Consider the following 23,777-nt stretch of genomic DNA (forward strand, 5'->3'; position numbering starts at 1 on the left):
ACAGCTCTAGCCGCCGCTGCTCATGAAGGATTGTACCAAATGGGCGACGTATAGGCCCGCTCGGTCGTCTCCATGCGTACCTCTGGTGCCATTTTCACGCCAAAATACTTGGCATCATAGGCAGTCCAGCGGGGGGTCGGTATCTCGATGACACGCCCGTAGTAGAAGGCCTTCTGCGCTGGATCGAACTCCGGGTCCTTCCAGTAAGCGATCAGCTCGGATGCTCCGATCGTGTTTGTCCAGGTCGCATTGGCGACATCGACAGTATTGCCGACCGAAGGAAGCTTGCCGTCGGTCCCTGGTTTGCGATCGTCCGACCAGGCGACGTCATAAACCTTCTCGTGCACTGCTCCTTGAGCATCGATCCACCCCTTGATGATCTGGTAGCGGTCGAGGTTAGCGCCGATCGGGTCCTTGAGCGCCGCCACAAGAAACGTCGGAGCCTTGCCGTCGGTTGCCGGACCGATGTCGCCGCCCATGGGCACACCCTTGGTGTATCCGGCGATGGCCGGGCTACGGCCCTTTGCGTCTGCTTCTTCGAAGTCGAACCCGCCAAAGAAGCGAACGGCCATACGTGGCCCAGTCGTAGCATAGGTCTCTCGGCGCTTCATCGCGTCGAAGATCGAGGCACGAGTATTTTCCTGGGCCCAGACGGCAGCGTATCCGGAAGCCGTTTGTTCCCAGCCTGTGATGGCGAGGCCGAGTGCTTTGTTCTGCATAAACGGATGTTCGGCTCGCGTCGGATTGGGTTCGTTGGCGGTTATCTTGCCCCAAAAATTGTCGTCGTCAGCGGTCGAGAGACCCGTATGCGAGTCCGTGCTGCCCACCAGCCCGAACTTGTAGGGATTGACCCCGAGCGTGGTTTCAAGCTTCAACCCTGTCTGAAACGCCGAACGCGAATACTCGTATTGCAGCATGTCCGGCGTCTTTTTTTCGCTGAGGTCGAGGTTCCCCTTGTCCCAGCGCTCGAAACTGGCGAACTCATCATTCGGCGAGAGCAGGGGGTGTGTCTCCCCGTCGCCCTTCATCTGTGTCGTTTCATAGAGAACCTCCCAGCGGGCACGCTGTTCGGCATACTCGCGGTCGATCGGCTTTCCGGTGAACGACTCGACGATGGGGAACATCGTGCCGTTGCTAAGGTTGCCGTTGTGGGCGATCGCCAATGCTTGGCCACCCGTCTTGTCCTCGTAGTTCGCCAGCCACTTCCAGAGGTCACGAGGGTCGTTACTGCCGAGTGGAGGCTGCGTGGTAAAAGGCTCGATCATCCCGACCTTGTCGCCATTGTCCCGGAAGATCACGTTCCGATGAAGATTGTTGCCCTTCGCGAGCGACGTCCACTCGTAGCCCATTAGGGCGGTAAAGCGACGGGGATCGTTCGCCTCCTCGGCCGCATCGATGATGCTTTGCCACGTGGACCTGTAAGCAGGTAAACCTGGACCATAATAGATGTCCTTCGGAAACTTCCCTTGGGAGAACGACATGACGATGTCGTAGGCCGCTTCGGCCCCCTGGCCATTCTGTATCTTCTCGTACCAGACCTTGGCTTCCTTGTTCTGGAGGATTTCCGGTTTGCCCGCCAGGAAATCGGAGAAGAATCCCAGGTTATCCGAGTGGTCGGCGATAACGAGGAAGTCCAGCGGACGCGATAGTTTGACAGGCTGGCCGCTCGAGGCGGTGATCTCCTCTCCCTTGGCGAAACGATAGGCTTCCCGCGGCCCGATCCTTGCGCCTCCGGCTCCAGCGTCGAACGACAGCGCCGTGTGTAGGTGTGTGTCGCCGAACAGCGGTCGCATCGGAAAGTTCCGACCTGCCCATGGGGAGTAGGGACGTTTCTTGGGAAACACGTCTATGCCAGTGGTAGCGTCTATGTCGCCGACGTCGGTGCGGACAGGCTCCTGCGCCAACGCCCGACTGGGGCTACCCAGAACAACCAGGCCTCCGGCCGCTAAGATTCCAAGCACTCCACCAAACTGCACTGCTACTTTGCGCATCTGACGCTCCCTGTTGTATTTGGTTTAATGCCCTGCCGCCGACGGATACTGCAATTCAGCACACCCGAACGGTTGCGGCAACGGGACCTGCATTTAAATAATATCTAATATTCCTGGCTTTACGTCACTCCTGGCACGGGCCTCACGAGGGCGACCAGACACCAACTGCCCAATACCGCATGGGTTAGGATAACGGGCCAAAATCCAATGCCGGCAATGCCCGAAGCTATCCAGCCAGCAATGAGAACGCAGATCACGGCGATGTTGTAAAAAAGGATGGCACCGACCAGGCCCCGATCGGCCCCGCGTGCTCCACCCGCTTCGCCGCGCCAACAAGCAATTCCCAATGCGACCAAGGCCGCCCCAGCGATGCGGCAAGCGACCACGCCGCCTGGGTTCAAGGACGCATCACCGAGAAGCAATTGGACCATAATCGCCGGAATAGCGAGCAACAGTACCCCAGTTACCGATTCAACCACACCCGTCACCGAAAGAAGTCCTCTGTTGGTCAAATGCCTATCCTCCTCGGCGTTCATCTACTTAGGGCAGATATCCCAGAAGCCCGTGGTCTTGTTCGGAGATGTATAGTACCAGCAGTAACCGGGCTTTGGAGGTGTTCCAGCCAGTGACACCGCGGCCGCCCCCGCCACAAAACCGACAGCCGCGCCTGCCGCGATCGCACCGCCTGCACGCCAATAGCGACGGGGGTTGACGACCACAACGCCACGGGCGACTGGGGCGCGCCGCACCGCGACAGCACCATTCCGTCCCACTGCGGCGCAACCCCGTGTTCCGCATCCTGCGGCGACACGTCGGGCTTCCGCAGGCGATGCGGTAAGGATAGGCGTCGCCACCATCATGAGAAGGGCAGTAACGGTCACTGCGTTTTTGAAGTGTTTCACCGGGTTCATTGTTTCCCATCCTGTTAGAAGGGGCTGGTATGCAGTACGCTCACCGGCCGCCGTTGTTATGGGTTCAAGCAGCCTGGAGGGTGTGTTACTGTACGTTACATTGCCTTGCCAAAAACTGGGGCTTCGAGAAATTTGATGGAGAATAGCAGTACTTGCGGACCATAAAAAACGAAAAAAAATATAATAGATTGGCCGCGAAGTGAACGTAGCGAAAGGTGCATCGCTTTGTCTACGTCTTTGATTACCGCTCTGACCCGCGAGAAGGCGCGACCAGGATATCCCGACCTTCGCTCCAAGGGGGCTGACAGCTCCCATCCCTGTGACAACAATACGACGCATCTGTTTTCCACCTGTCTTCACTGTAAAAATAGGCATGCCTTCAACCTCCCGACCGACGATCCGGTCAGGACCCGTCCTCAAAACATGCGGTTTATGCAGGAGCTTTAAGGAGGCTCACGTCCAATCGGAGCTGACGCTAAACCTAGCCCTTATCCGTCCCGCTCATCGGACCTGGCCTGGCCCCTGGGAACACCATCATCGCGCGCAATGCGTCTGACTTCGCCAGCCGCTGCGTCGAGGATGCTTTGCGACAAGTCCTCGTCCTCCATGATGCGGGATAGCGTGACAGCACCCACCATGAGAGACAGTATCGCCATTGCCTTGCCGCTGGGATTGGAGCTCTTGGCGTTGTCCATCAGTTCATCCAGGACTTCGAAGTGAGCGCGGATACCATCCGCAAATGGACGCCTGACCTCGTTACTCTGCCGAGCGGCGTCTGATCCCAGCGCCACCAAGGGGCACCCTTCAGCCTTTTCTCCACGATGGTCCGAGGAGAGGTAGAACTTCATAACTGCCTCAAGGGGATCTGCGTTGTTGGTCGCCGCGTCGGACCATCTCCGTGTGGCACTCTCCATCGCCCGTCTCGACGCCAAGGCCGCAAGGTCGTCCTTCGAAGAGAACTGCTTGTAAAACCCACCCTGCGTCAGACCGGCTCCCTTCATCAAATCCTTCAGGCCGATCCCATCGAAGCCATGCTCTCGAAACAGACGGCTCGCGACGTTGATCACGGTCTCCCGATTTTCTTCAGCCTGTGCGCGGCTCACTCTCATGATGATCTCCATTTAGATTTCATTTGACATCTATATCTCAAATAGAGTTAGATCGCAATCTAAATCATCCCGATCGCTGGTCAAGAAGAGAACTTAAAATGAAACGCAAACATGTCCTGACTTTCGTTGGCCTCGTGGTAGCGGCGGGCGCGGCGGCCTTTTTCCTGGTTTTCGAATCACCGAAACAGGAAGCCGAGGCTGCAGACCCAAGGACTGCTTCACCACTGGTAAGGGTGGCAGAGGCGACAAAGACTGAAGCGGCGGAGCGGTCGTTTACCGGCACGGTCGCTTCGCGGGTACAGAGCAACCTCGGTTTTCGGGTTCCGGGGAAAATCGTCCAGAGGATGGTCGATGTTGGACAGCAGGTGAGACAAGGCCAGGCCCTGATGCGCATTGATGAAACCGATCTCCAGCTCGCGCTGACAGCAAAGCGCAATACGGTTACCGCCGCGCGTGCCGTCCTGACCCAGGCAGAGGCAGATGAGAAACGCTATGCGACGCTGGTGAAAAATGGATTGGCTGCCACTCAACAGCGTTATGAACAGGCAAAGGCGGCTCTCGATACGGCCTCGGCACAACTTGCCGCGGCTGAAGCCGATGCCAAGGTCGCGGAAAACGCTGCCACCTATACCGTTCTTCTTGCAGACTCGGATGGAACGGTCGTCGATACTCTCGGGGATTCTGGACAAGTCGTGGCTGCGGGCCAGACGGTCGTTCAACTCGCGCAGTCTGGGCCGCGTGAAGCTGTTGTCTGGCTCCCTGAGACTCTGCGGCCCGACATAGGGTCCGAAGCCGAGGCCAACGTCTACGGTGGCGACGGTCTCAGCGGAAAAGCTCGTTTGCGACAGATCTCCGATGCCGCCGATCCGCAAACTCGCACTTACGACGCGCGTTATGTTCTTGAAGGCTCTGCCGCATCTGCTCCGCTCGGCTCGACGGTGACGATCAAAATCCTGGACGCGGACCGGCAGTCGGAGGTTGCCGTACCAGTCGGTGCTATCCTGGACGACGGTACCCGGACAGGCGTGTGGGTTGTCAACGGCGCCACGTCGACCGTGAACTTTTCCCCCATCGAGATCAAACGGATCGGCGAAGAGACCGCGTTTGTCACCGGAATCGGCGTTGGTCAGCAGGTTGTCGCTCTGGGCGCGCATCTCCTTGAAAATGGCGCGGCAGTCAGGACCTCAGTGCAGGAAGAGGTGAAAAAATGAACTTCAATCTTTCCGCCATAGCGGTTCGCGAACGCGCCGTTACCTTATTCTTCATCGTTCTGTTGGCGGCCGCGGGGGTCTACGCCTTCGTCAAGCTGGGACGCGCCGAGGATCCCTCCTTCACTATCAAAACCATGACGGTCACTTCAGTCTGGCCGGGTGCCACAGCGCGTGAAATGCAGGATCTTGTCGCCGAGCCCCTTGAGAAGCGCATTCAGGAGCTCACCTGGTACGACCGTGTCGAAACAACGACGCGGCCAGGCTATGCCTTCCTCACCGTGACACTGAAGGATAATACTCCGGCGAGCGCCGTCGCAGAAGAGTTCTATCAGGCTCGCAAAAAGCTCGGCGACGAAGCCCGAAATCTCCCGCCTGGCGTTATGGGCCCGTTCGTCAATGATGAATACTCCGATGTGAGCTTTGGCCTTTACGCACTGAAGGCGAAGGGGATGCCGATGCGTGACCTGGTGCGACAAGCGGAGGTCATCCGTCAGGATCTCCTGCATGTGCCGGGGGTCAAAAAAATCAACATTCTCGGAGAACGCCCCGAACAGATCTTCGTCGAATTTTCCTATGCAAAGCTGGCAACGCTCGGAATATCGGCCCAAGATATCGCCGCAGCCTTGAAAAGACAGAATACGGTCACGCCGGCAGGCTCGATCGACACGCGTGGGCCACAGGTCTTCATCCGTTTCGACGGCGCCTATAACAGCGTGCAGGCAATCGCTGATACGCCGATCGTGGCGGGCGGACGGACGCTAAAGCTCTCCGATCTGGCGGAGGTGCGGCGCGGTTATCAGGATCCCGCAACCTACATCATCCGCCATCAGGGCGAGCCGACAATCATGCTGGGTGCAGTGATGCAATCGGGTTGGAATGGCCTTGAGCTCGGCAAGGCGCTTGAGGCGCGGTCCGCCGCGATCGCGCAGACACTGCCGCTGGGCATGACGCTCACCAAAGTCAGCGATCAAGCCGTCAACATCGACGAGGCGGTCGGTGAATTCATGCTCAAGTTCGCCATGGCGCTCGGTGTCGTGCTGTTCGTGAGCCTGGTCGCACTCGGTTGGCGCGTCGGCATTGTGGTTGCGCTTGCTGTGCCGCTGACGCTGGCCGTCGTCTTCCTGATCATGCTGGAAACCGGCAGGTTCTTCGACCGCATCACGCTCGGCGCGCTGATCCTCGCGCTAGGCCTTCTCGTCGACGACGCCATCATTGCAATTGAGGTCATGGTGGTGAAGATGGAGGAGGGCATGGACCGCATCAAGGCGGCCGCTTATGCCTGGAGCCATACGGCGGCACCGATGCTGTCCGGCACACTCGTCACAATCATCGGGCTGATGCCCGTTGGTTTCGCCAAGTCGACCGCAGGCGAATATGCCGGCAACATCTTCTGGGTCGTGGGCTTCGCCCTGATCGTTTCATGGATCGTCGCGGTGACCTTTACTCCCTATCTTGGCGTGAAAATGCTGCCTGACATCAAGCCGGTCGAGGGCGGACACCACGCCATCTATGATACGCCGAACTACCGTCGCCTGCGCTCGCTCGTCGAGTTTGCGGTTCGCCATAAATTCATGACCTGCGCCGTGGTCGGTATCACCATGGCTGTCTCGGTCGTCGGGATGGGCGGCGTAAAACAGCAGTTCTTCCCCACATCGGACCGGCCAGAGGTGCTGGTCGAAGTTCGCATGCCTGAGGGTACAAGCATCGAAACCACGACGGGCGCAGTGGAGAAAGTCGAAGACTGGCTGCAAACCCAGCCGGAAACCAAAATCGTCACGAGCTATGTAGGACAGGGTGCGCCGCGCTTCTTCTTCGCCATGGCGCCTGAATTGCCTGACCCTGCCTTCGCCAAGGTCGTTGTATTGACGGCCGATGCACATGCACGGGAGGATTTGAAGCACCGCCTTCGCGCCGCCATTTCGGAAGGGCTTGTTCCTGAAGCATCTGTCCGTGTAACGCAGCTTGTATTCGGGCCCTACACGCCGTTCCCGGTCGAGTTCCGGATCATGGGGCCTGATCAGGATGAACTCTACAAGATTTCCGAGCAAATTCTGGCAATCATGAAGGGTGTGCCTGATGTTCGACAAGCCAACCGGGATTGGGGCAATCGCACCCCGGTGCTGCGATTTGTCCCCGATCAGGAGCGGCTCAATCTGATCGGCCTTTCACCGTCGGAAGCGGCCCAGCAGATGCAGTTGCTGCTCACAGGGATCCCCGTTACGCAGGTGCGCGACAATATCCGCAACGTGCCTGTCGTCGCACGAAGCGCGGGCGAGAACCGCCTCGATCCATCACGGCTGGCAGACTTTTCGCTGATGAGCCGGAATGGCCGACAGGTTCCCCTCGATCAGATCGGCCATTCCGAGATCCGCTTCGAGGAGCCGATCCTGAAACGTCGCGATCGGATGCCAGTGATCACGATCAGGTCCGATATCAACGAGGCTACGCAGCCCCCAGAGGTTTCACAGCAGGTCATGAAGGCCCTCCAGCCGCTGATCGCATCGCTCCCCGTGGGATACCGCATCGAGATGGGCGGGAACATCGAGGAGTCCTTGAAGGCCAATGTCGCGCTGGTCCAAGTCTTCCCGCTTATGATCGCGGCCACGTTGATCGTCATCATCCTGCAGGTTCGCAGTCTGTCGACGATGACGATGGTGATGCTGACTGCACCGCTTGGCCTCGCCGGAGTAGTGCCGACCTTGCTCCTGTTCAATCAGCCGTTCGGCTTCAACGCCATTCTCGGATTGATAGGATTGGCAGGCATCCTCATGCGCAACACGCTGATCCTGACAGAGCAGATCAAGGAAAATCAGGCCGCCGGTCTCGATGACTATCACGCCGTCATCGAAGCGACAGTGCAGCGGACGCGCCCTGTTATCCTCACTGCACTTGCAGCGGTTCTGGCCTTCATACCTTTGACCCACTCGGTCTTCTGGGGATCGATGGCCTATACGCTGATTGGTGGTACGGCGGCGGGCACCGTGATGATCCTGCTCTTCCTTCCGGCCCTGTATGCCGTGTGGTTCCGGATCAAGCCCCCGAAGGAAAGTGGTCTTCGGGAAGTGACTTACGCACACGAACCTTCAAGGGCGATTGCGGCGGAGTAGCGGCCCGTGATCAAGACTCCCCATCCATTTTAGCGGCGGATCTCAATTCAACAAGAGGTCGTGAAGACCAGGAACATGGTGAAAATCGGGGAAGCGTGGGGATGTGGTCGAGACATTGAAAAAGAAAGCTTGAGTGGAGATGACATGGGTAGTCCGACACCTACAGGGATCGATGTCTGTCTCTTCCGGGAGCGAATACTGGATGTGGCGGAAGAGCACTTTCGCCGCATTGGACACCAAAAAACGTCAGTGGACGACATGGCAATCCACCTCGGGGTGAGCCGCGCGGGAAGCCGTCAGTCTGCTAGTAGAGTGGTCAACGACCGGGACGCGCCCACCTGGAACGCGGGAGAGTTCTGGCGCTTGCTCGGGAAATAGAGATAGTAGCCGGGAAAAATCGGCGCCCAGTCGTCGATGACCTGAACCAGTCGCCCGGAAGCGACCTCCCTCGCGACGATATTCTCGATGCAACATCGCTAATTTATGTGAAAGCCTGATTTCATCCACCAGCCGACGGGTCGCCCGCCTCTGTATGAAACTGTCCGGTCATTTCCAGAAGCGCTTTGCATCGAGAACATCGTTGAGCGCGTCCTGGGCCTTGCGGATGAGCGAAGCCTTGTCGGCGTGCGAAATTAGCTGGTCAGCCTCCGGATGACCACGGAGCCCGAGCTTGTCAAGCACGTCCGGACCTGTGGCGAGGTCGTTCAAGGCCCCGAGCTGATCCTGAAGGTTTTCCATTGCCGCAATGAAACGCTTGTATCGACGAGCGCCTGACTTGTCGGTAAACAACGACCCGAAGAACTCGGCGGCATAGCGCAGCTTCTTTGCATCCTTGCGCGCTTCATGCCGATGCTCATCGTCCACGTCCGCTAGATTGCGCCCTTGCTTTTTCAGTTTCTTGCGCAGTTTGTCCAATGCCTCGCATGCAAACTCGGTCGCGGACGTCCGTGGCGTTTCCAGCGCATCGGCATAGTCGAGATACGCTCCGCTCCAGAGCCATTCGTTTAAGTCCAGCATGAGCGCATGTGTACGGAACGAACCGAGAGCTTCGATCACATCCTCATACGCTGCCGTTCTTACTCCGGCCAGTTCTTGTCTCAACTCGTCGGCCTTTGGGAGCAGCACATCGAGGTTGCGCGCTTCGCCAAGGACCCCTGCGAGCCACCGGAACTCGCCCGATAGTCGTTTTCCGGTCTCGTCTGAAAACATTGGCTTGAATAGCGAGATTGCCGATCGCAGACGCCTTAGCGCGACGCGCGCCTGATGAAGCGCTTCAACATTCTTTCGCTCCAGCAATACGGTTTCATTCAAGCGGAATTGCCGGAAGCACGATCCGGCAACCGCCTGGAAGACGTCGGCGACCGATGCGCCGCGTTCAAGTTCAATCGGTTCGGCCTTGTTCACAGTCAGTTTCGCCTGCAGCAACCGATAGCCGCGCTCGGCTTTTGAAAGCACTCCGAATTTGAAAGGCGCGATGGCTCCGATCTTTCGAGCAAGGGTGAACAAATCACGGGCCTCGCCATCCACCAGTTCAAGTTCCATCTCAAGGATAGGTGTCTGGCGATCTCCCGACCTGACGAGTCCGGTGTCAATTACGGCTTCGATTGCAGAGCCGTCCTCTTGCAGGTTCCAAATCTGACGCTGGACCGAAATCTCAAACTGGGGAGAAAGCTCGGTCGCGATCGGGCCGAACTCGTTGAGAACCGGGCTTGAATGATCAAGGACAGGCACGTCGCTTGAGATCGGCGTCTCCCATTCGTTGCGAGCAAACAAGGCCGCGCCGGGGCCAGTGGCCTTCACCGTCTGCACCCGCTCGCCGCCGGAACGACGGATGCGAAGTGTATATCCGGCACCGTGGAGGCTTTGGTCGCTTGTGTCGAAGTAGACAGAATGCTGCTCGATGACGCCGGCTTGTTGCCCAACGAGCTTTGATGCGAGTAAGGCATCTAGGTCCACGGCCTGTATTTCGAGCTTCAATTCCGTTTCGGTCATGGTTCGTACCTTTCTGATCTCGGCAGTGAAACGCACGTCACTTCTATAAGGTTCATCTTATGCGCACCACGATGACAATGGCTGCGAGAGTTTAAGCCGTACTTCTCGCCACGCCGTCCACGACAATGCAGTTTTTTCCGCCTGATTTAGCGACGCGAGCGCGGCGTCGGCTGGGTGGGTCTCGCGCCTGTGACTGCCGTATGATTGATGCTTTCCGCAACACTATGACACTATTGGCGGCCTTTCGGAGAGCGCACAAGCAGCACCAGACGACCATGCATTTTATGCCGGTAAAAACAGACGATGAGGTTCGGCAGGCGGCGGCCATTTGTATCAAGCGAACGAAGTCGGGCGTACTTCGCATACTCCTCGTGGGCAGCCAGGAATGGTCGATGGGGGTTTCCCAAGGGTCACATCGAACCCAACGAGAGCTCTCATGCTGCCAAGCGCGAGGCTTTCGAGGAGGCGGGTGTGAGTGGCACCGCGGTTCAGAGCGTATTTGGAAGCTACACTTACACAAAGGACAGCGGTGACGTCACGCGCGACATCTCGCGACCAAGACCAGCGTTCAGTACATCGATCCCGACGACGCCCAGAAACAGGTCCGGGGCTTCGTTCGGCTGGAGCGCACGTTCTAGTTCTCCGCTGACGCTCGGGTATCGCGAGAATTAGTATTGAATTGAATGAGACCAGAGCTCTTCGGCTGATCTTTGTAGCTGTCGGGCCGAACGGGAGGGGCTCTTCGGCCGTATGTAAAACGAACGTCACAGAAAGCAGTCATACTGGCGGAGGAATTGCTCCTCCCAAGCGCAGTCCAACTGTTGAGGCCCGCCGACTATGGGGGTCTCTTCCTTGGAAGGCGGGTCCATGTCCAAGAGGCTATCGTGATTGCGTCTTTAGTTCACCGAGGCAATACACTCTCCAAGTCAGATGCGGAAATCCTGCACGCTGTTTTCGATGAGATCTGTTTGAGAATGTCGATCAGCCGACGATCGGCAGATGCCGAGCGGGTCGTCGACACAATTCTCGACCTTTATAACGAAGGTGAAATACAAAGTGGCGACCTTACACACAAGGTTCTCCGTTTCTGGCGCGCGACGTGATAGGTACTAAACAGCCGTAATAATCCCCAGGTCATGAAACAGGGAGGATTAAATGCAGTACCTTGAGGTCGACGAAGGTTCGCACACGACTTTTTCGAGGGTTACGCATATCGGCGAATTTTGCAGGCGCTATCGGCTCGATGATGTTGAGCAGACGCGATTGCGCGATTTATTGGGAGACTTTTGCGCCACTTGAGGAACTGGCGAGCATCGAGGCGGTGTGTCTGGGCAGCTCCGACGCATCTTCTCAAGTAGGGGCTTGAGCAATCGCCCGCGCAACAATGCACCTCCTGCAGAACGGGAGGAAACATGGTAGGTTCGCGAGCGCGCTTTCCCTATTGATGGAGATCGTGATGGACTTGCGTCGGCGACTGAGGGATCTGTGCGATGCCTTCAACGCACATGATCTCGATCTGATCATGACCTACTTCGCTGAAGACTGCATATTGGACATGCCACGCGGACACGATCCATGGGGGTCTCGCTTCGAAGGCAAGACCAAGGTGCGAGAGGCTCTGGCGTCGCGCTTTCAGGGCCTGCCTGACGTTGCCTACAACAATGCTGAGCACTTCGTTGATGAAGCATCCGGAACTGGGATATCGAGATGGACCCTCATGGGTACGTCGGTCAACGGGACAAAGACGGAAGTCCAGGGTTGCGATCTCTATACATTTCGGAATGGCCAGGTGATCCGCAAAGATTCCTATTGGAAGATCGTCGAGTAGCTACAAGACCAGATGTGGACGCTCTTGAAGTGCCTCAGCTTTGAGCCGTCGGTCAGCTTCCTGCCCCACATCGGAAATGATTTCCGCTTCGCGCCCGCATTCCGGTCGTCCAAACTACCCATTTTAATTCCTAGAACCAGTCAGTCTGCTATGCAGGCGTCCGTTCGGGAACACGTACCCAGCGGGACTTGCCGAGACAGACTCGTGCGACTGGTGAATACTGGCAGCGCGAGCTAAGCTCTAATTCAAACTCGACGCCGCATAATGTCGGCGAAACGCGAAGCCTTCGTGAGGGTATGCATGGGCAGACCGAATTATCAGGATATCGCTGCGTTAGCCGGGGTAGGCACGGCAACAGTCGAACGTGTTTTAAATGGGAGAGGTGGTGTCCGATCGGAACTCATAGAAAAGGTCACGGTGGCTGCTCGGAGGTTAAATTACCCAAGGATTATACCTGACGCCTACCACAAGATGTTGCGCATTGAGGTGCTGATGGTACGTCCTGAAACGACATTTTATCGGCGCCTATCGCATGCATTTGAGGCTATTGCGGCAACGCTCGACCCCTTTGTGCTCGTACATCGAAGCTTTACAGACGAGATGAATCCTGAGGAAATTGCGAAACGAATTCTCTCCGCGGATAGTTCGCGCGCTGGTCTCATCCTTGCGGTGCCGAATAGTCCCCAGGTCAGCGCCGCTGTGGAAGCAGTTGCAAACAGAGGCGTTTTGATCGTCCACGTGGTGACTAGAGCGTCCGAAACAATCGGAGAATTTGTCGGAATCGACAACTATGCAGCTGGTAGAACGGCAGCGTATTTCATAACTCGAATGGCACGGCAGTCTGGACCGGTCATCGGAATTTGCCACCCTATTTATCAGGTCCATCGGGAACGTATGCGGGGGTTCTCAGATTACTTTCGCGAGTATCCTACGGGGGTTAGCTTCGAATGGATCGGTTTCAGCAGGGATGAAGAGCGGTACAGCAAGGAGTCGCTGTTCTATGCCCTTAAAAAGTATCCCGATCTTGTCGGTATTTATAACGCGGGTGGCGCCAATTCCGCTCTGATTGATGTTTTGAGACGTGACCAGCGCGGCCGCGAGATTCTCTTTATCGCTCACGAATTAACGGACTACACCCGCGCTGCCCTCCGCGACGGGCTCGTGGATGTCGTTCTTGATCAAGCGCCAGAAGCCCAGGCACAGCGCGCGCTTGACCGGATACTATTCCGAATTGGCCTGACAAAGATTCAGCCAGACGAAAAGCCCATCCGTTTCATCACTATTACCGCCGAAGGGCTCTGATCTAATCTGATCAATGAAGTCTTCGGTGTTTGGCCCTCCTACTGCTAATTAAGGCGCAAGGAAGGAGGGCAGGAAGTTCATCCGAACAACTGCAAAAAGCGTCATTCGCTCTCCTCCAATTGAAACTTTGCGCGGACACGGAAAACGTGATTTCGCCTCAGGGAGAGGCCAATGGATGATCTCAAGTATGGAAAGCGCAACAAGCGCGGCGACTGGGCACCGACGCAGCCAGTTCAATATGCACCCCTGTTTCAGTTTCCAACCCGGATCCTGTCGATCCTGAAATGGTTGCCACATTACTTTTTTCCGTGGAACGCAATTTTCGCGGCTTCCGCAGTCGCGTACTGGGCCTGGGTCATTCCTTCTGTGGAAACCATGCGCACGCTTGGGTTCGGCTGGATCGCCTGGCTATACGCCGTCAACGCCGCCTGCGTGTTCCTGTTTTACGGAGCATTTGAGCTACATTTGTACGTGCTGAAGCGCCAGGAAAACCGGTTCAAATACAACGCGAAATTTCCGTCCGATCAGAAAAGCCAGGCGTTCTGGTTTGAAAATCAGAACAAAGACAACATTCTGCGAACCTTTTTGTCGGGCGTCACAATCTGGACAGCGATCGAAGCCGGAATGCTCTGGGCCTACGCGAACGGTTACGCGCCTTGGTTCACTGTTGCTGAAAACCCTTGGACGCTGGCTCTTGTCGCGCTCGTCGTTCCAATCATCCACGAGTTTCACTTCTTCTGCGTGCACCGGCTGATCCACACCCCGCTTCTCTACAAGTGGGTCCATTCGGTCCATCACAACTCGGTCAATCCGTCGCCATGGTCGTCGCTGTCCATGCATCCGGTCGAGCACTTGCTCTACTTTGGAACGGCATTTTACCACCTTATACTGCCGTCTAACCCCATCCTGATGCTGTACCAGCTTCATTACGCGGGCTTCGGCGCGATCCCAGGTCATGTCGGCTTCGACAAGGTTGAAGTTGGCGGGGACAAGCTGGTCGATAGCCATGCCTATGCGCATTACCTTCACCACAAGTACTTCGAGGTGAACTACGGGGACGCCCTGATCCCGCTCGATAAGTGGTTTGGCACCTGGCATGACGGCTCGCCGGAAAGTGAAGCGCGGATGCAGGATCGTTATCGCAAGCGGAAAGAGAAGCTGGCAGCGCGCAAAGCGCGTGACACTGTCAGGGAGGCTGCGGAATGAGTTGGGTTTCCGCCTGCCAACTTGAGGACATCGAACAAGAGGGTGCCATTCGCTTCGATCACGGCGGACGCTCGTATGCGATCTACCGTGGCCCGGATGACAGCGTTTATTGCACCGCGGGTCTTTGCACTCACGAGGCTGTCCACCTCGCCGACGGCCTGGTGATGGATTTCGAAGTGGAATGTCCCAAGCATTCTGGCGCCTTCGACTATCGCACCGGCGAAGCCATTCGCCTGCCTGCGTGTGTGAACCTGAGAACTTATCTGGCCGAGGTGGTCGATGGAGAGGTTCGCGTGGCTTTGAACTGAGGCCGCCGAAACATTAGCCCACGTGGGCCTCCGGAACGTACCTGGGTGATCCGGCGCCCATTGGGAGGAAGACATGAAATTAGCTTTCGCAGCGGCCGTCATGGCCGGTCTGATGACGGGTACGGCCTCGGCCGAGACGCTTGGCATTTCGATGCAAAGTTTTGACAACAATTTTCAGACCTTGCTTCGGGAAGGCCTGCAGGCTCGTGCAGCCGAAGTGAAGGACACAGATGTTCAGTTCGAAGATGCCCAGACCGACATTTCCAAGCAGCTCAACCAGATCAACAATTTCATCGCTGCCGGCGTGGACGGGATCATTCTTACCCTAGCTGATGCGTCTGCAGCGCCAGGGATTAGCAATGCCGCTCAGAAAGCCAACATTCCTTTGGTCTACCTCAATCTTGAACCGGGCAATGTTGGCCAGCTTCCCAACAAGCAAGCCTATGTCGGGTCCAAGGAAACGGATGCCGGCATGCAGGCGGCACAAGCCGCGTGCGACCTCCTGAAGAAGAAGGGTAAGGAGAGCACAGCGCAGGTTCATATCTTGATGGGCGATCTCGCCCACCAGGCGTCGCGTGACCGCACGTCGTCCTTCAAGGACACGCTTGCTGCCGGGGACTGCAACGGTGTTACCATCGTCGATGAGCAATCGGCCGCGTGGACCCGCACCAACGCAATGGACATGACCACCAATTGGATTACCGCCGGTCAGCCAATCGATGTGGTCTACGCAAACAACGATGAGATGGCGCTCGGTGCGATCGCGGCGCTCAAATCGTCCGGGGTTTCCATGGACGATGTCATCGTCATCGGCATCGACGCAACACAAGACGCTCTGGCCGCCATGGCGGCCGGCGATCTGGATGCAACGGTGTTCCAGAATGCGAAAGCACAGTCGGCGAGCGCTATCGACGCGGCCGTGGCCATCATTGGCGGAAAGCCGGTGGAAAAGCAGGTGATGGTGCCATTCGAACTCGTCACGCCCGAAAACATGAACGAGTACGCTCACCGCAACTAGCCATTACTGACTGGCGCGTTTCGCGAGCACGTCCCTTCGGGAGAGGAGAAAACTATGGGCGGTTTCATTATTGTCGGAGCAGGAGAAGCCGGAACCAGAGCGGCTTTCGCGCTTCGGGAAACGGGGTATGACAGGCCTGTAACGCTGATCGGGGCGGAAACTCACCTGCCTTATGAGCGCCCACCTCTTTCAAAGCCAGACATCGGCGCCATAGCAATGAAGCCGATTTGTTCTGACGAAGCTCTATTGAATGCTCGCATCACCTACCTTCCCGGTGCGGAAGTGGCGAAGCTTGATGTTGCGGGGAAGTCTCTCGAACTGAGTGACGGCCGGTCGTTGGAGTACGGTAAGCTACTATTAGCCACCGGGGCGCGACCTCGGAAACTGTCATGTCCTGGAGCCGGCCGAGCGCTCGACTTCCGCACCTTTGACGACGCGAAGGTGATCCTCGACAGGTTAAATGCCAGCCGGAGTGTCGCGATTATCGGAGGCGGCTTGATCGGGATGGAGCTGGCGGCAATGTTGCGCGGCAAAGGGCTTATTGTCAGTGTCATCGAAGCGGCCCCGAAACCGCTTAGCCGAGCCGTGCCTTTGCGCTTTGCTGCGAAATTGCACAAACGGCACATTGACGAAGGTGTCAACTTTCATCTCGGTGTCGGCGTTTCCGAAATTCTTGATAATACCGTTCTTCTAACCAATGGTACGGAAGTGCCAGCAGACGTTGTCGTTACCGCTATTGGCGTCCAGCCCGAGATTGCCTTGGCTGAAAAAGCGGGTCTCGCGACCGGAAACGGGATCCTCACCAACCTATTCCTGCAGACGAGCGATCGCCATATCTTTGCAGCCGGTGATTGCGCTGCCGTGGAACAGCCTGGCGGCGGGTATGTTCGGTTCGAGAGCTGGCGCAATGCCAGGAGCCAAGCACAGATTGCTGCACGAAACATGGCTGGGGCTAATGAAGCGTTTTCGGCTACCCCCTGGTTCTGGACAGATCAGTATGATTTGGGTCTCCAGGTCGCAGGGTTGCCGCAGCCGCATCATCAAAGTGTCGTGCGGGCTCTGTCAACGGGGGAGCTTGAGTTCTATCTCGACCAGGGAACGTTGGTCGCTGCCGCGGGTCTCGGAATTAAAAACAGCGTTGCCAAGGACATCAAACTCTCAGAGATGTTGATTGCTTCCGGCATCAGCCCAAATCCGGCCGCCTTGGCCGATCCCAGCGTCAATTTGAAAATTCTGCTCAAAAGCGCGAAAGCCGCGTGATGCAGAAGCTACATGTTTTCCAGTCCCTCTGGGCGATGGAACGTCGTCATACGGACGGCTTTGAACGCCCGCTTGACGAAAACATCGCCATGATCGCGCAAGCAGGATTTGACGGGATTAGTGCCCATTATACAAGCCGCAAAGACGTTGGGATACTAAACCAGACCATTGAGGGAACCGCTCTGAAGATCGAGGGCGTGTGTTTCCCGCGAACGGTTGAAGACCTGATCCTTCCCTTGGAATTGGCAGCCGAGTATCCCGTCAGCCATATCAATCTGCAACCAGATATCCGCTTGCGTCGCGTCGAGGATTGCCTGCCGCTGCTCGACGGATGGATGCGTCTTGCTGGTGACGCCGGCATTCCGGTGTTCATTGAAACCCATCGCGATCGGATGACCACCGATCTCTTTTTCACGCTCGATCTGCTCGATCAACGCCCTGATCTTCCGCTGCTGGCCGACCTTTCACATTTCCTCGTCGGACGAGAATTTTCATTTCCGGTCGATGAGGAAAATCACGCGCTCATCCGCCGTATTCTCTAGAATGCCTATTCATTCCATGGTCGTATCGCGTCCCGCGAGCAGGTGCAGATCGAATTGACGTTTCCGCATCATCGTTCGTGGGTCGATCTGTTCCTCGGCTGGTGGGAGGAAGGCTTCCTGATGTGGCGGTCCCGCAACAAGGATAAGGCGGAATTGGTTTTTACCTGTGAGCTCGGACCAAAACCCTATGCAATTTCGGGCAAGGACGGCAACGATTCAACGGATCGGTGGTCTGAAGCGCTTCAGCTCAAGGACATGATCCACAAGCTGTGGGCAAGCACGGCACCACGTTAGAACATAAAAAATGACCTGCGAAGCGTCCGATCTTCGCGAACGGAAATGGGGAATATTTATGAAATCACGCGCCGCTGTCGCCTTCGCTCTTGGACAGCCTCTGGAAATCGTCGAACTAGATGTGGCCTCAAAAGGGTGAGGTCCTGATCAGGATTACCCATACGGGGGTTTGCCATACCGATGCTTTTACGCTTTCCGGGGCGGATCCAGAAGGCATCTTTCCCGTTGTGCTTGGCCACGAGGGTGCCGGCATCGTGGTCGAGGTCGGTGAGGGCGTGACAAGCGTTCATCCAGGCGATCACGTTATCCCCTTGTACACGGCCGAATGCCGAGAATGCCTGTTTTGCAAGTCGGGGAAAACCAACCTTTGTGTCGCGGTACGCGCGACACAGGGGAAGGGCCTGATGCCGGACGGCACAACGCGCTTTTCCTATAACGGTCAGCCGATCTACCACTACATGGGATGCTCAACCTTCAGCGAATTTACGGTGGTGGCTGAGGTTTCACTTGCGAAAATCCACCCTGAGGCCAATCCCGAACATGTCTGCCTCTTAGGGTGTGGCGTGACAACCGGAATTGGTGCTGTCCATAACACTGCAAAGGTGCAGGAGGGGGATAGCGTCGCTGTGTTCGGTCTTGGAGGCATTGGGCTGGCTGTAATTCAAGGCGCGAGACAGGCCAAGGCAGGACGTATCATTGCGATCGATACCAATCCTTCAAAGTTCGAGCTCGCGCAGACGTTTGGCGCAACGGAATGTATCAATCCCAAAGATCACGCCAAACCGATCCAGGAAATCATCGTCGATATGACCGGGTGGGGTGTCGATCACTCTTTTGAGTGCATCGGCAATGTTGGCGTCATGCGGGCCGCGCTGGAATGCACCCATCGGGGTTGGGGACAGTCGGTCGTAGTTGGTGTCGCAGGCGCCGGTCAGGAGATCTCGACCCGGCCATTCCAACTTGTTACCGGTCGTACCTGGAAAGGAACGGCGTTTGGTGGGGTTAAAGGCCGCACCCAGTTGCCCGGAATGGTCGAACACGCGATGAGGGGCGACATCGAACTGGCCGCGTTCGTCACCCACACCATGGGTATCGAGGCCATTAACGACGCCTTCGACCTTATGCATGAGGGCAAATCCATTCGTTCCGTCATCCATTATTGATGCAGCGAGAGTTCTCCGACCGTGCCAACCTCCACAGGTTGCGGTCTAAAGAGAGGTGACCTTCTGGTCACCTCTCTTGAACGGTTATTCTTTGTCGAAGCGGCGAGATCGTAGTGCTCAAGAGACGACTGGAAGCTCGGAGGCTCTGAAGCGAGCTCTTCACGCTGCACTGGCGTTCACAGGGATCAACAGCATTACCGTTGAATGTCTCGTATCACGCGGCAATCATTTCCGCTTCGCGCCTTCATTCCGGCCGTTGGGAACGCTCACTCGAAGTCCTCGAAGTAGGCTGTCTGCTTAATGCCGCGAGGGCGCAGTCAAACCTCACTCACTGTTTACAACGCCTGCTTCCAGCTCCCATCCACAACCTTGGTCTTCGGCCAATAGGCCCGAAGAAAGAGCGAAAAATCTCCGGAGGGTGCGGGTAGCCAGTTTGCTCCTTGCCTTTGCCAGGCGACTTTTCCTGCACGTAGAGGGTCAATGACCCGTCGTCGTTTGCTCGACATGAACGGCGAGGGGCGGCCCCGACTGATAAAACAAAGACCCGTCAACAGAAAAGTTGGCGGGCCTTTTGCTGGGCAGACAGACTGGATCAGTGATCGCTGAACCGTAAACGAAAACTAATCAGACATGCTTAACGGCTGGTTAATTTACCGTTGGTTGCCCGGTTTGACCAAATAAAAAGACCCACTGAAAGGGTCAGTGGGTCTCAATTCCGGGGAAAATACATGCATTACTTCTTGTTCGTGTGTAGGCTCTGCACTGCACTGCACTGCACTACACTGCTGCGATCCGACTAGTTGACACTGCCTCGGACCGACGACAGGATGACTCTGCATCGTTAAGCGGTATTTTAGGTGACTGAAATCGGCCGCCCTACGGGTCATGACGTTTCAAGCCCGTTATACGATCAAGATCGTGAACCGGACTCTGGTATCTCCGACCCCTCGTCTAAATCATGATTTCGCCACCGGTGACCGGGATCACAGCTCCGGTCATGTAGCTCCCTTCGTCAGAAGCAAGAAGTACGTACGCACCCGCGAGCTCCGCTGGCTGCCCGGCCCGGCCGATCAACGTCTGCTTGCCAAATGACTCCGATTTTTCCGTCGGCATTGTGGAAGGAATGAGGGGCGTCCAGATCGGGCCGGGGGCCACGGCATTCACTCGGATACCCTTTTCGGCCACCATCTCCGCAAGACCAGCGGTAAAGTTTGAGACGGCACCTTTGGTGGCGGCGTATGCAAGGAGATGCGAAGACGGTTGCCGGGATTGGATTGACGTCGTGTTGATGATCGAGCTGCCGACGGGCATGTGCGGGATAGCAGCTTTCGACAAAAAGAACGCCGCATAGATGTTTGTCCGGAACGTCTCGTCCCATTCGTCGGCCGTTATATCCTGGATGGAGTTGTAAGTCCGTTGAAAGGCCGCGTTGTTGACAAGGATATCAATGCCACCAAGTTCGTTAACCGCCTTGGTGACAAGCCCGATGCAATGCTCTTCGTTTTTGATGTCACCAGGCATGACCAATGCATTGCGCCCGGCTTCCTCTACCCATTTCGCCGTCTCTTTTGCGTCTTCATCCTCATTCAGATAGGAGATAAGAATGTCGGCACCTTCGCGCGCATAGGCATGGCTACCGCCCGCCCAATGCCGGAATCTGCTCCGGTGATCAGGGCAACTTTGCCCTTCAATTTTCCAGTCCCCTTGTACGATTTTTCGCCGTGGTCAGGGACTGGTTTCATCAGCTTCGTTTCGCCGGGCGGTGATTGCTCCTGTTTCGGCTGCGGTGGCATCGGGCGGCGGCTATCGGGCATGTTGCGGCTCCTGGCTGGACGATTGTCTGAAAGAACTTGCCAAGAGCTTGGAAGTTCCGTACCGAAATGACGGCGACCGGGCAAGCCTAGGTCGTTAGCATCTCGTTCACTTTTTGAGCGAGATCATCTATCGCAAACGTCTTGCTGACGCTGCTGTCGCAGCGTATCCCCTAATGAACAAGACTTTGAGAGCGGGTCGGTTGGCGATGGCTATTCCTGCCACCTGCCGTCCGTTCATCCCAGGCTTCCCCACGACAGAAATAAGCAGTTCGATCCGCGCTCTCCCATCGATGACAGGAAGCGGCTCGGTCCGTCGACCGCTTCCATCATGCGATCTCTGAGCTTCTTCAAGACATTGACGACCAGAATTCTGACGGAATTGTCGTCTTCAACAACTAGAACTGTTTCGCCTTGCCGCGCGGCGGTGATGTTAGTCACCGCAGCAGGTGTCGCATTGCCTGCAGCCGATAACCGATTAACCCAAGATATTCTATCACCGAAAGTGGCGGACCCTCCCCCCGCATGCCTTAACCGGCGAGTGGGGATTTTTTCAGAAGTATCCGCTGGCACGGTATTGATGGAAAAGCATATTAGAGCGCTCTTCAAACTTGCCTAGCCGCGCTGCAGGAAACGGGATCAATAGATGCTATTTCGGGCGCCCTCATGCGGGCGGCGGACAAAACATTCGTCTCATATATTCGGGTGATCCAGGATAGCACAGACCAAGCGCCGCAAATGGGGGCACGGCGCATGAAAGACAGTGACCAATGGGACGAAACGGCGAAGACCTGCTTAACAAAAAAAGCCTCATCAGCATGGCTAAGGAGGCTCTTCAATGACCGGAGCGTTTGAGGTGTTCGGGCGCGGATAAAATGCGTCGGAGGGTTGCTGTTGTCAACTTCACATACCGTGAACCCCTCCCAAGTTTCCGGAGAGGGGTGAAGGGGGTATATTGCTACCGCATTACCCAACGAACACAGCACGCACGCGAGCCCAAAAGCGTTCCTTCCTGTCGACATGCTTGGCCCGGAGATAGTTGGCGGTCGCTCCAGCGCTTACGGTCGCGCCAAAATGACAGTAGCAGATGATACTGTGCAAATGCCTATCCGACAGTCCAAAAAATCGTCTGGCTTCTCCGTAGGTGTCGTTTTCCATCCCGGCCGCCCGAAGCACAGGATCACCAAAGGCGACCGAAATTGCCGAGTTGTCGCTACGCAAGAGCGCGCGTGCCGCGTTTGGTTGATGCTCGGTTTGCCGTAGCGTCGAGAGGACGCGCTGCGGATCCCTTTCGAGAAGTTCCACCCAGCGGCGGAGACGCTCACCGCGAGGCATGATTTGATGAGGGTAATCCTGGTTGATCTTAGCGAGAATCTGCAATTGATCGGATTGATGGTGCTTCATTTCGGCCTCCATTGAGACGATTGATGCTCCGGCTTACTTCCTAACCAGCGTGACTCTTACGGAAGAATAAGTCCAATCACGATTGGACTGTCGGCGCCATTAGCGAGGCAGTTCGGTTAAACGGTCGCAGCGCCATCCAGTTTGGTCCAGGTCAGCGACCATTCATCTATACTACGTTCGTCATTCGTGTAGGTGCCATGGTCCGGCAACGCCTGTTCCACTTGCATGAACACTGCAATGCAGGGCAGGTCCAAGACGCGTAGCACATCCTGCAACTCGGGCAGGGTGGTGACCTGCTTCATATCTGACGGCCGGGCGCTGGTATGTTCCAGGGCTAGACGGGCACGGCGCCGCGCCGAGTAATGAAAGCATAACTTTCATTACTCGGCCTAGCGTCTTCGTGCAGATGGGGGTGGTCCGCGTACATTAGGCGAAAGTGCTTTACTTCTTCCATAGCACTGATCGTCTCGAACCTTTCCCACCCGTGGGTGGTCGCTTTCTCCAGTATTAGCTGCAGTGTACTGGTTTGCCCTCAGCTCCGTGCCGCCGGCCGCTCGTCCAATAGTCGCTGGCTAGGGGCTACATGCAGCGCAATTCCGGCCGGGCAGCACCTCGCTCTGGCAGTTGACCCGTCGGCCGCTAATATGTTTGTATGCAACGCCCGTGGAACTCGAACGCTCCGGGCAGGGAAGGGCTTCTGTTTAGATTAGCTGCAGAAGCCCTTTCATTCTCAGCCTCTTCAGACGCCGGAGGATCACTGCCTACGCGGATCTCTTGTAATCCGTGCCCATACATCGATTTCGTGCACTACGCCGCACTTTGCGGGGCCAAATTCCTATGGCTTGCTCAATGGCCACGGCCGCGAAAAGCGACATTCCCGGCGAAGGCGACTACAAGCTGCCATCGCCCTTGAAATAACCAGGGTACTGGACTTCTTCCGGATCAGGCTGGTTCGGCTTCGGAGTTGACTTTTTCTTTTTCTCGTCTTCCATGCTGCCGTCATCCACGCTGGCCGGTGGTTGCTTGTCCTTAGGTCCGGCAAGCAGCGATTTGTTGTAATCTTCGATGGACATGTCGTTCTCCTTTTTTAAGAAAACGACAGGGGCGAGTTATGGTTCCGCCCTCTCACTCGTCTTTCCGCGATCGATCGACGCAGCTACGGTTTCAAGGTCAATCACAGCCTCGGCTTCCCCACCCTCGTCAGTGAGCCGAGGATAGCGTCGCAGGTCTTGGCTTCCGGTTAGCACTTGCTCAAGATGCTCAACGTGAACCGTTGTCTCGGCGAGATGCTTGATAAAGGCATCCTTGAGTTGGAGCTCG

The 23,777-nt window shown here is 56.6% G+C and carries 17 protein-coding genes and 4 pseudogenes; 11 read left to right on the forward strand and 10 right to left on the reverse strand.

Annotation, left to right across the window (positions count from 1 at the left end):
* Positions 1-20 precede the first annotated feature (20 nt).
* The 5 genes and pseudogenes from ACP7E0_RS27125 to ACP7E0_RS27145 form a co-directional block, all read right to left on the reverse strand.
* The gene (locus tag ACP7E0_RS27125) at positions 21-1,991 is read right to left on the reverse strand and encodes a DUF3604 domain-containing protein (protein WP_426129497.1); all 1,971 of its coding nucleotides are present in this window, start codon (positions 1,989-1,991) and stop codon (positions 21-23) included.
* 119 nt (positions 1,992-2,110) lie between these two features.
* Entirely contained in the window at positions 2,111-2,527 is a 417-nt protein-coding gene (locus ACP7E0_RS27130; RefSeq protein ID WP_426129498.1) for a hypothetical protein, read from the reverse strand.
* The gene (locus ACP7E0_RS27135) at positions 2,528-2,902 is read right to left on the reverse strand and encodes a hypothetical protein (RefSeq protein ID WP_426129543.1); all 375 of its coding nucleotides are present in this window, start codon (positions 2,900-2,902) and stop codon (positions 2,528-2,530) included.
* Positions 2,903-3,136: 234 nt separating this feature from the next.
* A pseudogene (locus ACP7E0_RS27140) lies at positions 3,137-3,241 on the reverse strand (beta-ketoacyl synthase N-terminal-like domain-containing protein); the annotation flags it as partial.
* Between the two features lie 149 nt (positions 3,242-3,390).
* Entirely contained in the window at positions 3,391-4,011 is a 621-nt protein-coding gene (locus tag ACP7E0_RS27145; protein ID WP_426129500.1) for a TetR/AcrR family transcriptional regulator, read from the reverse strand.
* 98 nt (positions 4,012-4,109) lie between these two features.
* Here ACP7E0_RS27145 and ACP7E0_RS27150 point away from each other — a divergent pair, with 98 nt between their 5' ends.
* Together ACP7E0_RS27150 and ACP7E0_RS27155 are read left to right on the forward strand one after the other, a co-directional pair.
* Positions 4,110-5,222 (forward strand): efflux RND transporter periplasmic adaptor subunit, encoded by a 1,113-nt coding sequence (locus ACP7E0_RS27150; RefSeq protein ID WP_426129545.1) that lies wholly within the window; start codon positions 4,110-4,112, stop codon positions 5,220-5,222.
* Positions 5,219-8,329, forward strand: a complete 3,111-nt coding sequence (locus ACP7E0_RS27155; protein ID WP_426129502.1) for an efflux RND transporter permease subunit — start codon at positions 5,219-5,221, stop codon at positions 8,327-8,329. The genes ACP7E0_RS27150 and ACP7E0_RS27155 overlap by 4 nt, the downstream gene beginning before the upstream one ends.
* A gap of 546 nt (positions 8,330-8,875) precedes the next feature.
* On the opposite strand, the gene ACP7E0_RS27160 is transcribed toward ACP7E0_RS27155, so the two are convergent.
* Positions 8,876-10,321, reverse strand: a complete 1,446-nt coding sequence (locus tag ACP7E0_RS27160) for a CHAD domain-containing protein (protein ID WP_426129503.1) — start codon at positions 10,319-10,321, stop codon at positions 8,876-8,878.
* 303 nt (positions 10,322-10,624) lie between these two features.
* Between ACP7E0_RS27160 and ACP7E0_RS27165 the strand changes: the two genes are divergently transcribed.
* The 9 genes and pseudogenes from ACP7E0_RS27165 to ACP7E0_RS27205 all read left to right on the forward strand — a co-directional run bounded on the left by ACP7E0_RS27165 (position 10,625) and on the right by ACP7E0_RS27205 (position 19,242).
* Positions 10,625-10,993, forward strand: a complete 369-nt coding sequence (locus ACP7E0_RS27165) for an NUDIX domain-containing protein (RefSeq protein WP_426129504.1) — start codon at positions 10,625-10,627, stop codon at positions 10,991-10,993.
* Between the two features lie 784 nt (positions 10,994-11,777).
* Entirely contained in the window at positions 11,778-12,149 is a 372-nt protein-coding gene (locus tag ACP7E0_RS27170; RefSeq protein WP_426129506.1) for a nuclear transport factor 2 family protein, read from the forward strand.
* 300 nt (positions 12,150-12,449) lie between these two features.
* The gene (locus ACP7E0_RS27175; RefSeq protein WP_426129508.1) at positions 12,450-13,451 is read left to right on the forward strand and encodes a LacI family DNA-binding transcriptional regulator; all 1,002 of its coding nucleotides are present in this window, start codon (positions 12,450-12,452) and stop codon (positions 13,449-13,451) included.
* 171 nt (positions 13,452-13,622) lie between these two features.
* Entirely contained in the window at positions 13,623-14,657 is a 1,035-nt protein-coding gene (locus tag ACP7E0_RS27180; RefSeq protein WP_426129510.1) for a sterol desaturase family protein, read from the forward strand.
* Positions 14,654-14,965, forward strand: a complete 312-nt coding sequence (locus ACP7E0_RS27185; RefSeq protein WP_426129512.1) for a MocE family 2Fe-2S type ferredoxin — start codon at positions 14,654-14,656, stop codon at positions 14,963-14,965. The genes ACP7E0_RS27180 and ACP7E0_RS27185 overlap by 4 nt, the downstream gene beginning before the upstream one ends.
* A gap of 73 nt (positions 14,966-15,038) precedes the next feature.
* Complete coding sequence (locus ACP7E0_RS27190; RefSeq protein ID WP_426129513.1) at positions 15,039-15,983, forward strand: substrate-binding domain-containing protein; 945 nt, start codon at positions 15,039-15,041, stop codon at positions 15,981-15,983.
* A gap of 54 nt (positions 15,984-16,037) precedes the next feature.
* Entirely contained in the window at positions 16,038-17,243 is a 1,206-nt protein-coding gene (locus tag ACP7E0_RS27195; protein ID WP_426129514.1) for an NAD(P)/FAD-dependent oxidoreductase, read from the forward strand.
* Positions 17,243-18,079: pseudogene (locus ACP7E0_RS27200) on the forward strand (sugar phosphate isomerase/epimerase family protein). Before ACP7E0_RS27195 ends, ACP7E0_RS27200 begins: the two are co-directional and overlap by 1 nt.
* A gap of 58 nt (positions 18,080-18,137) precedes the next feature.
* Positions 18,138-19,242: pseudogene (locus ACP7E0_RS27205) on the forward strand (S-(hydroxymethyl)glutathione dehydrogenase/class III alcohol dehydrogenase).
* Positions 19,243-20,193: 951 nt separating this feature from the next.
* On the opposite strand, the pseudogene ACP7E0_RS27210 reads toward ACP7E0_RS27205, so the two are convergent.
* The 4 genes and pseudogenes from ACP7E0_RS27210 to ACP7E0_RS27225 all read right to left on the reverse strand — a co-directional run bounded on the left by ACP7E0_RS27210 (position 20,194) and on the right by ACP7E0_RS27225 (position 23,530).
* Positions 20,194-21,056 (reverse strand): annotated as a pseudogene (locus tag ACP7E0_RS27210) (SDR family oxidoreductase).
* A gap of 963 nt (positions 21,057-22,019) precedes the next feature.
* Complete coding sequence (locus tag ACP7E0_RS27215; protein ID WP_426129516.1) at positions 22,020-22,457, reverse strand: hypothetical protein; 438 nt, start codon at positions 22,455-22,457, stop codon at positions 22,020-22,022.
* Positions 22,458-22,573: 116 nt separating this feature from the next.
* Positions 22,574-22,759: a hypothetical protein gene (locus ACP7E0_RS27220; RefSeq protein ID WP_426129518.1), complete on the reverse strand. Its 186-nt coding sequence runs from the start codon at positions 22,757-22,759 to the stop codon at positions 22,574-22,576.
* A 588-nt stretch (positions 22,760-23,347) separates the two neighbouring features.
* Positions 23,348-23,530, reverse strand: a complete 183-nt coding sequence (locus ACP7E0_RS27225) for a hypothetical protein (RefSeq protein WP_426129519.1) — start codon at positions 23,528-23,530, stop codon at positions 23,348-23,350.
* Positions 23,531-23,777: the final 247 nt, after the last annotated feature.

Origin of the sequence: Pararhizobium sp. PWRC1-1 (assembly GCF_049897905.1) — a bacterium.
Taxonomy (GTDB): Bacteria; Pseudomonadota; Alphaproteobacteria; order Rhizobiales; family Rhizobiaceae; genus Pararhizobium.

Bases quoted from the DNA above. Each gene is read 5' to 3' on its own strand.
- ACP7E0_RS27215 (WP_426129516.1), bottom strand. From the start codon at position 22,457: ATGAAGCACCATCAATCCGATCAATTGCAGATTCTCGCTAAGATCAAC.
- ACP7E0_RS27160 (WP_426129503.1), bottom strand. From the start codon at position 10,321: ATGACCGAAACGGAATTGAAGCTCGAAATACAGGCCGTGGACCTAGAT.
- ACP7E0_RS27155 (WP_426129502.1), top strand. From the start codon at position 5,219: ATGAACTTCAATCTTTCCGCCATAGCGGTTCGCGAACGCGCCGTTACC.
- ACP7E0_RS27170 (WP_426129506.1), top strand. From the start codon at position 11,778: ATGGACTTGCGTCGGCGACTGAGGGATCTGTGCGATGCCTTCAACGCA.
- ACP7E0_RS27145 (WP_426129500.1), bottom strand. From the start codon at position 4,011: ATGAGAGTGAGCCGCGCACAGGCTGAAGAAAATCGGGAGACCGTGATC.
- ACP7E0_RS27165 (WP_426129504.1), top strand. From the start codon at position 10,625: ATGAGGTTCGGCAGGCGGCGGCCATTTGTATCAAGCGAACGAAGTCGG.
- ACP7E0_RS27180 (WP_426129510.1), top strand. From the start codon at position 13,623: ATGGATGATCTCAAGTATGGAAAGCGCAACAAGCGCGGCGACTGGGCA.
- ACP7E0_RS27195 (WP_426129514.1), top strand. From the start codon at position 16,038: ATGGGCGGTTTCATTATTGTCGGAGCAGGAGAAGCCGGAACCAGAGCG.
- ACP7E0_RS27135 (WP_426129543.1), bottom strand. From the start codon at position 2,902: ATGAACCCGGTGAAACACTTCAAAAACGCAGTGACCGTTACTGCCCTT.
- ACP7E0_RS27220 (WP_426129518.1), bottom strand. From the start codon at position 22,759: ATGAAGCAGGTCACCACCCTGCCCGAGTTGCAGGATGTGCTACGCGTC.
- ACP7E0_RS27225 (WP_426129519.1), bottom strand. From the start codon at position 23,530: ATGTCCATCGAAGATTACAACAAATCGCTGCTTGCCGGACCTAAGGAC.
- ACP7E0_RS27190 (WP_426129513.1), top strand. From the start codon at position 15,039: ATGAAATTAGCTTTCGCAGCGGCCGTCATGGCCGGTCTGATGACGGGT.
- ACP7E0_RS27150 (WP_426129545.1), top strand. From the start codon at position 4,110: ATGAAACGCAAACATGTCCTGACTTTCGTTGGCCTCGTGGTAGCGGCG.
- ACP7E0_RS27175 (WP_426129508.1), top strand. From the start codon at position 12,450: ATGGGCAGACCGAATTATCAGGATATCGCTGCGTTAGCCGGGGTAGGC.
- ACP7E0_RS27130 (WP_426129498.1), bottom strand. From the start codon at position 2,527: ATGAACGCCGAGGAGGATAGGCATTTGACCAACAGAGGACTTCTTTCG.
- ACP7E0_RS27125 (WP_426129497.1), bottom strand. From the start codon at position 1,991: ATGCGCAAAGTAGCAGTGCAGTTTGGTGGAGTGCTTGGAATCTTAGCG.
- ACP7E0_RS27185 (WP_426129512.1), top strand. From the start codon at position 14,654: ATGAGTTGGGTTTCCGCCTGCCAACTTGAGGACATCGAACAAGAGGGT.